This window comes from Microvirga aerilata, from assembly GCF_016743775.1.
In the GTDB taxonomy this organism is placed as follows: Bacteria; Pseudomonadota; Alphaproteobacteria; order Rhizobiales; family Beijerinckiaceae; genus Microvirga; species Microvirga aerilata.
Window position 1 is genome coordinate 1 of sequence record NZ_JAEQMY010000163.1, and the last position, 6,654, is coordinate 6,654.

Below are 6,654 nucleotides of genomic sequence, written 5' to 3' on the forward strand. Positions count from 1 at the left end.
GACCCAGCCGGGTCGTGCGGGCATTCTGGTGCGGGTTGTTCATTCCTCAGGTCCGTCAGGGGTTTGTGTCGCAACGAGCACCTTCAGACCTTCAGACGGGATTAACAACCTCCTCAGAAATCACCACTAGACCGATCTGTCTTGGTGCAGGCCAACTTTAAGAGGCAGTGGCCATACTACTGCGCTCGAGGCTGCCTCGCTTCGCGACGGATATTTTCCAGCTCGTTGCGGGTACGTTCCATCTCTCGCCGGACTGCTCCGATATCCCGGCGCAACTCCTCGATCGAGCGTACAATTTGTTGCGTCGCTTCCCGCAAGTCACCGCGTGCGATCGATGCGTCAGTGCTGTCCTGCTGAACGCTGGCGCAATCCGGGGTGCCGTCACGACGGTAGCGCAGGCTCAGGGCATCTCCAACCTTGAGATACACGCACCGGGTATCCGGGTCGCGCCACGTTGCTGGCGGGGTCTCTTGTGCCATCGCCTGGGTAGCGAGGACAAACAACCCAACAATGACTGCGCTTTTGATCATCAATCCTCCGGGGAACCACGTGGGGCCGTGTGCTGGAAAGGCCGTGTTCGTCGAGGAGCCGCTTCGTCAATGAACGAGCACAGGCCTCCGCTTTGACCATAAGGCCTCGTTCTGCGAAGCCTAGGGCTCTTCCAGGCCAACAAAGTTCGTAAAAGCCCAGTCGACAGTACGCAGAAAAAGCCGAGGTGTTGCCTCGGCTCTTTTCTGGTTTTCTCAGCACGAAGTGCTGAAACGTATCAGGCAGCGCTGCTGGCCTTTTTCGTCTCAGCCTTGAGTGTCTGGCCGGCCTCGTTCGCCACCCGTGTGGCGACCTCACCGATCCGGCGCGTGCCCTCAATCGTCTGCTCGAGGTTGTGCCGCATGATAGTGCTCTGGGCTGCCATAAAATCCGGAAGGGACTGGCAGCGTGCCAGCACGGCGAAATCCTCGACGTTCTTCTGCAACCGCTCCTGCGTGAGGCTGAACCACTCGCGCGAGAGGTCCTGCACTCCACGCGTCAGCATGGTGCTGGCCTGCGTCATTATCTCAAGGCTCTGGGCTCCCTGACGGGTGAGTTCCTCGCGGCCCTCCCCCGTGATGCCATAAGCCTGAGTGACTTGATCTGTGAAGCGCTGGGTGTTCTCAGAGGCAGAGTTCAGGCCAGACCGCATGGCGTCTTGTGCCTTCTCTGCGTTGTCGCGAATGTGTTCACCCGCAAGTTTAGCGCGATTGTTCGCCTGGTTGTTTGTATTGTGAGCGACAGACATATGGATTATCCTAACACTGATAAATACAAGTACGCATAATCCCAGCCTTGCGGGCCAAATCGGAAACAGCTTGTACTTAATTGTTGTTTATTTCCTCTTAAGAGAGATCGCAGAACATTACGTTCATAATGCGACCACCAGGATCTTTTACTATGTATGGGCGATCCTGTCTCAATTTAGTTCGTATGATCCTGCCCACACGCTGAAGGTTGTTCCGCATTGTGTTTCGCAGTATCCCCGTTTCATGCGCCGCCCCGTCCAGACCCTGCATACCCGTTATCCGGTGGGGATTTGGCAGAAAGCCTTTGTGGAAGGCATCTCGACAGGCCACCCCTCCATGCCCCAATTCAGCTCGCCCCGCCCTGATTAACGACTTGATCACTTGTTTGATCGTCATCCAGGGCTAGCGCACCATGAGGACTGGGATCTTTGAGTGGGAGAGCACCTTCATGGTCTCACTTCCCAGGAAAAGGGCCGAAACCCCGTCGCGTCCATGCGAGGCCATGACGATCAGGTCGCTGCGCTGTCCTTCCGCCGTGCGGATGATCGCCTGATAGGGTGCGTCGTCCTCCATGTGAAGGGTCGTGGCATCAACACCAATTTTGCGCGCGATCTCGGAGGCTTCTTCCAGGGTGCGCTCGGCGTGCCTTTGCATATGCTCTCTGAACGAGGCTGGCGTTTCCCCGAGTTGATCAGCCTCAAGCGCAAAGACGTGGAACCGCTCAGCAACCGTGAGCAGCAGGACCGTCGCTCCCACAGCCTTTGCCAGGTTGGTTCCATGCTCGACGGCCCGGGCCGACAAGGATGAGCCGTCGGTCGCAATCAAAATGTTCTTATACATGCAGGCCTCCCTTGTTGAGGAGTGAAGCCCCAAACACTGTGCCCTCTTTCGTTCAGTACGACAGGAACAGGGGCACTGGGCAGTTCTTGAGCAGCGACCGCGTCGTGCCGCCGAGCATCATCTGACGCAGCCGCGAATGTACATAGGCTCCCATCACGATCATGTGGGCCCGGATCAGGTCAGCATGATTGCGCAAGGTCTCGGCGACGTCACCCTCCAGGGGCGGGCACGGTCAGCTCGCCGACCTTGATGTGGTGGCGGGTGAGATGCGGGGCAAGGTCAACCCCAAAGACAGCCGGCGCCAGATCCTTCTCTCCCGTGACGCTGACCAGTTCGACGTGAGAGGCCTCGCGCAGGAGAGGCAGGGCGTCATTGAGCGCCCGCGCCGCCTTGGCGCTGCCATCCCACGCCACGAGGATCCTGTCTCCAGCGAAGACCTCGTGACCTTGGGGCCCCACGATGAGCGGGCGCCCGCTGTCGGTGAGCACCGCTTCGATCAGCCCGCGGTCGACGGCCAGGGAAATCGGCTCGGCGTCCAGAACCGTCAGGTCGTGGGCTCGTGCCAGGGCGGTGAAGCTCTTGACCAGGTCTGGATAGGCAAGCTGCGGTGCCTGGGTGGTGCAGGCGAGGCCCGAGGCTGCCGCAGCTTGCCGCGATGCATCCGCAGCGGCGTGAGCTAAAGCATCAAGCCGGCGGTTCTCGGCCGCCACGAGGTCTTCGGCGATGTTGCTGATGAAGGCATGTGTCAGGGAAAGCTTCAACGAGGCGGCCTGGACGGTGACGTGAGCCCCTGCCTCTTTGGCTAGCGAGAGGCCATAGGCGAGGGCCGAGGATCGCTCCTCCATCTCCTTCCTCCGTCAACCCGATCAGGATGCTGTGGATGTTCTGGAGCATCAGAGTTTTCCTTTTCCAGTTGAGACCAGGCTTGAGCTTCCGAGTTCTTCCAAGCCAGTGCCGCAGCAGGGGATCAGTATGGCACCGTCTTGCAAACGTCTCGATCGGAGACCGTACAAAGCCTTGTCGGCAGCGGCATGGAGTCCAAATCGGCCGTCAGTGCATCGCCGTTGAGCAGCCATCGTCGCACAGGTTCTCATGAAGTATGACGATCTGTGGAGCAGAGCTGCGGAAGGGGTCAAACCACACAAGACCAGGGTCGTCCATGGACAAAGCGCCCCGGTTTCCGAGGCACCCCCCACATTCAAACTGGCAGCATCTCAGGCCGTGATCTGAGCCGGTGCGGCCTCCAGAAGCTTGCTTGGGCTCGTGATTGGGATTGTCCGAGGCTTCATCGCCTCCGGGAGCTCCCGCACGAGCTTGACGTGAAGGAGACCGTTATCCAGGCTTGCACCCTCGACTGTGACATGGTCGGCGAGCTGGAAGCTGCGCTCAAAAGCTCGTGCCGCAATGCCCAGATAGAGCATATCGGACGTTTTTTCCTTGGGCTGCCGCGCGCCGCGGATCGTCAGCCTGTTCTCCTTTGCCTCAATCGAGAGATCAGCTTGCGAGAAGCCGGCGACCGCGACTGAGATGCAATAGGTGTTCTCACCGGTCCGCTCGATGTTGTAAGGCGGATAGCTCGGCGCTGAGCCTTCCACGCCGCCGGGTTGGTCAAGCATTGACAACATCCGGTCGAAGCCGACGGTTGAACGATAAAGAGGAGCAAAATCGAATGTACGCATAGCATGACCTCACTGGTTGAGGGACATGCGAAGGGTTCGCCCTGAGGGCCTGACCGTCCGTATCACGCAGCCAAATGGCCTGCGCCTCCAGTATTTGGGAGTCGAGATAAGTAATTTCAATAGGAATACATAAGTATGCTCGTGTATCTTTCAGCAATTTACTTCGATTGCAGGCGGCAAAGTTCCACGGGTATATGGGGCGGTCTATCGGTCCTGTAGCCTGGCAAGATCTGCATCTAACATCGGGTGCGATTGGAGGGCGTGGGCGTGCAGCGGCAGGCTGGCGGCGAGAATAACGGCCATAGTGGCAGTTCCTGAAGACATACGCCCCTCCCTTACAGGCCTGGTGCCCATGGGCGGATTCGGACGTGTATCAGAGCCGCAAGCAGTTGCGAGAGAGGGGCTAGGTCAACTACAGGCTTGGGAATACGCCCATTTTGAAGGGCATCGCCAATCCCGTCGGCACGTTCTGGACGGCAACGATGATGCTGGAGCATCTGGGTGAAAAGCCCGCGGCCGATCGCCTGATGCGGGCCATAGAGCGCGTGACAGCCGATCCGTCGTTGCATACGCCGGATCTCGGTGGCCAAGCCACGACCTGTCAGGTCACGGACGCCGTCATCGCCGCTATCCAAGGCGACAACGCATAAGAACAGGCAACGCCCATGCTGGTCTTGCTTCGGAAAGATGGAGAGCACTCTTATAGCCCAGGGGGATCTCCATGCCCCACACGCGTTTTACGAAATAGTTTCAGGATGAGGCCGTGCGGCTTGCTCTGACGAGCGGCCGCAGCCGGCGCGAGATCGCCGCAGATCTCGGGGTTGGCCTGTCGACCCTGCGGCACTGGCTTGATCGCCGTCGCGAGCGTGAGATCGACCATCCGCCCGAGGAGCGCCAGGAGGACATGGCCGCCGAGCTGAAGCGGCTACGGCGCGAGAACGAGATCCTGCGCCAGGAACGGGAGATCCTGAAGCGAGCCACCGCTAATGGCATGGACCGGCCGTGCTCCCGGGTGGAGCATGGGAGGGCGGGATTGTCCCGCAGGCAAGGAGCCATGCCATGTCACACCAGACCACGACTGAGGCCATCGCCACCATCGGAATCGACCTGGGCAAGAACACCTTCCACCTGATCGGCATGGATGCCCGCGGCAAGATTGTGCTGCGCCGGAAGATCGCGCGCGGGCAGCTGCAATCCTGCCTGGCCAACGTCCCGGCCTGCCTGATCGGCATGGAGGCCTGCGCAGGCGCCCATCATGTTGGGCGTCAGCTCGCGGCTCTTGGGCATGACGTGCGCCTGCTGCCGGCCCTGTACGTGAAGCCATTCCTCAAGGGCCACAAGAACGACTACCGCGATGCCGAGGCCATTGCCGAGGCGGTCCAGCGCCCGACCATGCGGCCGGTGCCGCTGAAGTCCGCCGAACAACTTGATCTGCAAGCGCTTCATCGGGTGCGCCGCCGCCGGATCGGCCAGCGCACGGCGGTGATCAACCAGATCCGCGCCTTCCTGCTCGAATGCGGCCTTCCAGTGCGGCAGGGGCTTGCGGGCTTGCGCGAGGCCCTGCCCACGCTTCTGTCTCAACGCACGGACGTGCTCTCGCCGCGGATGATCCATCTGATCGAGGATCTGTCAGACGATTGGCGGCAACTGGACGAACGCATCGAAACGCTGACCCGGGACATTACGGCCCTGGCGCGAGACGACACGGGCTGCCGGCGGCTGATGGATATCCCGGGGGTGGGCGTGATCACCGCCAGCGCCATGGTGGCGGCGATCGGAACCGGAGCCGCCTTCAGCAAAGGCCGCGACTTCGCTGCTTGGCTCGGGCTGGTGCCGAAGCAGATCTCCACCGGCAATCGCACCATCCTGGGCGGCCTCTCCAAGCGTGGGAACCGCTACTTGCGCACCCTGTTCGTGGGGGGCGCCCAGGCTGTTCTGCAGCACCCACACAACTGGCCGAGATATCGCTTCGGCCATTGGCTGATGGCAGCGGCCCCTCGGCTGCATCGGAATGTGCTGGCTGCCGCGTTGGCCAACAAGCTGGCGCGCATCGCCTGGAGCGTGTTGTACCGCGAAAGGGGCTATGACGCGGGGATTGCCGCCCAGATACCGTAAGGCCGCTTGAGCAGCAGGCGTTTCGGCTATCGAGTTCCCACCGAGGTTTGCGGGAAGGATGTGACAGGATGGATGAACGGTCGCCCTGCGCACTGGAAGCCTGAGCGAAAAAATGGCCCGTTGAGGTCTCACCGCTAAAAAGGCCCAGTGCGCGCGGATTTCCATCATGGCCCGGAGCAGGTGCTCCATCCAGAGGCCGGATAGATTGATGCGAACCGTCACTCACCCATCTGCCACAACCCTCTTGCAACGCACGGCCGGTCCATAGTTTTTCGCCAAGGAGGGAAGTCGATGAGATTCCAGTTCATCGATGCGGCGAAAGAGGAGTTCCCCGTCACACGTCTGTGCCAGGTTCTCGAAGTAAGCCCCAGCGGCTATCTCGCCTGGAGATCCCGTCCGGCCAGTCCACGCCAGCGCGAGGACCTGGTGCTGCTGGCCCACATCCGCTCGGCCTTTGTCCGCTCGAACGGCACCTACGGCAGCCCACGCGTGACCCGCGAGTTGCAGGACGAAGGCTAGAGGTCGGTCGGCGCTGGACCGTCCGGCTGATGCGCCGGTTTAAGCGCACCACCGACAGCCATCACGCCTTTCCGATCGCGCCCAACCTGCTCGAGCAGGACTTCTCGGCCGAGGGTCCGAACCAGAAATGGGCGGCGGATATCTCGTAGATACTGTCGGCGAATTCAGAAGGCCGGCGCCAACGCCGCAAAGCGGGTCACGCGCGTCTTGGTGCGCGGTCGTCC

5 protein-coding genes and 4 pseudogenes are annotated in these 6,654 nt (G+C 60.9%); 4 read left to right on the top strand and 5 right to left on the bottom strand.

Translation table 11 applies throughout. The features are described 5' to 3' along the window. Positions 1 to 176: 176 nt before the first annotated feature. The 5 genes and pseudogenes from JKG68_RS30380 to JKG68_RS30400 form a co-directional block, all read right to left on the bottom strand. On the bottom strand, positions 177 to 530 hold the full coding sequence (locus tag JKG68_RS30380; protein ID WP_202065989.1) for a hypothetical protein: 354 nt from the start codon (positions 528 to 530) through the stop codon (positions 177 to 179). 236 nt (positions 531 to 766) lie between these two features. Further along, complete coding sequence (locus JKG68_RS30385; protein WP_202065990.1) at positions 767 to 1,276, bottom strand: phasin family protein; 510 nt, start codon at positions 1,274 to 1,276, stop codon at positions 767 to 769. Between the two features lie 403 nt (positions 1,277 to 1,679). Further along, positions 1,680 to 2,117, bottom strand: a complete 438-nt coding sequence (locus JKG68_RS30390; RefSeq protein WP_202065993.1) for a universal stress protein — start codon at positions 2,115 to 2,117, stop codon at positions 1,680 to 1,682. A gap of 52 nt (positions 2,118 to 2,169) precedes the next feature. Further along, positions 2,170 to 3,011 (bottom strand): annotated as a pseudogene (locus JKG68_RS30395) (universal stress protein). Between the two features lie 320 nt (positions 3,012 to 3,331). Then, on the bottom strand, positions 3,332 to 3,796 hold the full coding sequence (locus JKG68_RS30400) for an Hsp20 family protein (protein ID WP_202065995.1): 465 nt from the start codon (positions 3,794 to 3,796) through the stop codon (positions 3,332 to 3,334). A 440-nt stretch (positions 3,797 to 4,236) separates the two neighbouring features. Here JKG68_RS30400 and JKG68_RS30405 point away from each other — a divergent pair. From JKG68_RS30405 to JKG68_RS30420, 4 genes and pseudogenes are all read left to right on the top strand, one after another. Then, positions 4,237 to 4,446, top strand: a pseudogene (locus tag JKG68_RS30405) (isocitrate/isopropylmalate family dehydrogenase); the annotation flags it as partial. Between the two features lie 113 nt (positions 4,447 to 4,559). Continuing rightward, positions 4,560 to 4,781, top strand: a pseudogene (locus tag JKG68_RS30410) (transposase); the annotation flags it as partial. Between the two features lie 74 nt (positions 4,782 to 4,855). Further along, the gene (locus JKG68_RS30415; RefSeq protein WP_202065997.1) at positions 4,856 to 5,911 is read left to right on the top strand and encodes an IS110 family RNA-guided transposase; all 1,056 of its coding nucleotides are present in this window, start codon (positions 4,856 to 4,858) and stop codon (positions 5,909 to 5,911) included. A 270-nt stretch (positions 5,912 to 6,181) separates the two neighbouring features. Then, positions 6,182 to 6,576: pseudogene (locus tag JKG68_RS30420) on the top strand (IS3 family transposase); the annotation flags it as partial. Between the last annotated feature and the right edge of the window lie 78 nt (positions 6,577 to 6,654).

What these genes read in the sequence shown, in the direction of transcription:
- JKG68_RS30400 (WP_202065995.1), bottom strand. Translation starts at nt 3,796, where the DNA reads ATGCGTACATTCGATTTTGCTCCTCTTTATCGTTCAACCGTCGGCTTC.
- JKG68_RS30415 (WP_202065997.1), top strand. Translation starts at nt 4,856, where the DNA reads ATGTCACACCAGACCACGACTGAGGCCATCGCCACCATCGGAATCGAC.
- JKG68_RS30380 (WP_202065989.1), bottom strand. Translation starts at nt 530, where the DNA reads ATGATCAAAAGCGCAGTCATTGTTGGGTTGTTTGTCCTCGCTACCCAG.
- JKG68_RS30390 (WP_202065993.1), bottom strand. Translation starts at nt 2,117, where the DNA reads ATGTATAAGAACATTTTGATTGCGACCGACGGCTCATCCTTGTCGGCC.
- JKG68_RS30385 (WP_202065990.1), bottom strand. Translation starts at nt 1,276, where the DNA reads ATGTCTGTCGCTCACAATACAAACAACCAGGCGAACAATCGCGCTAAA.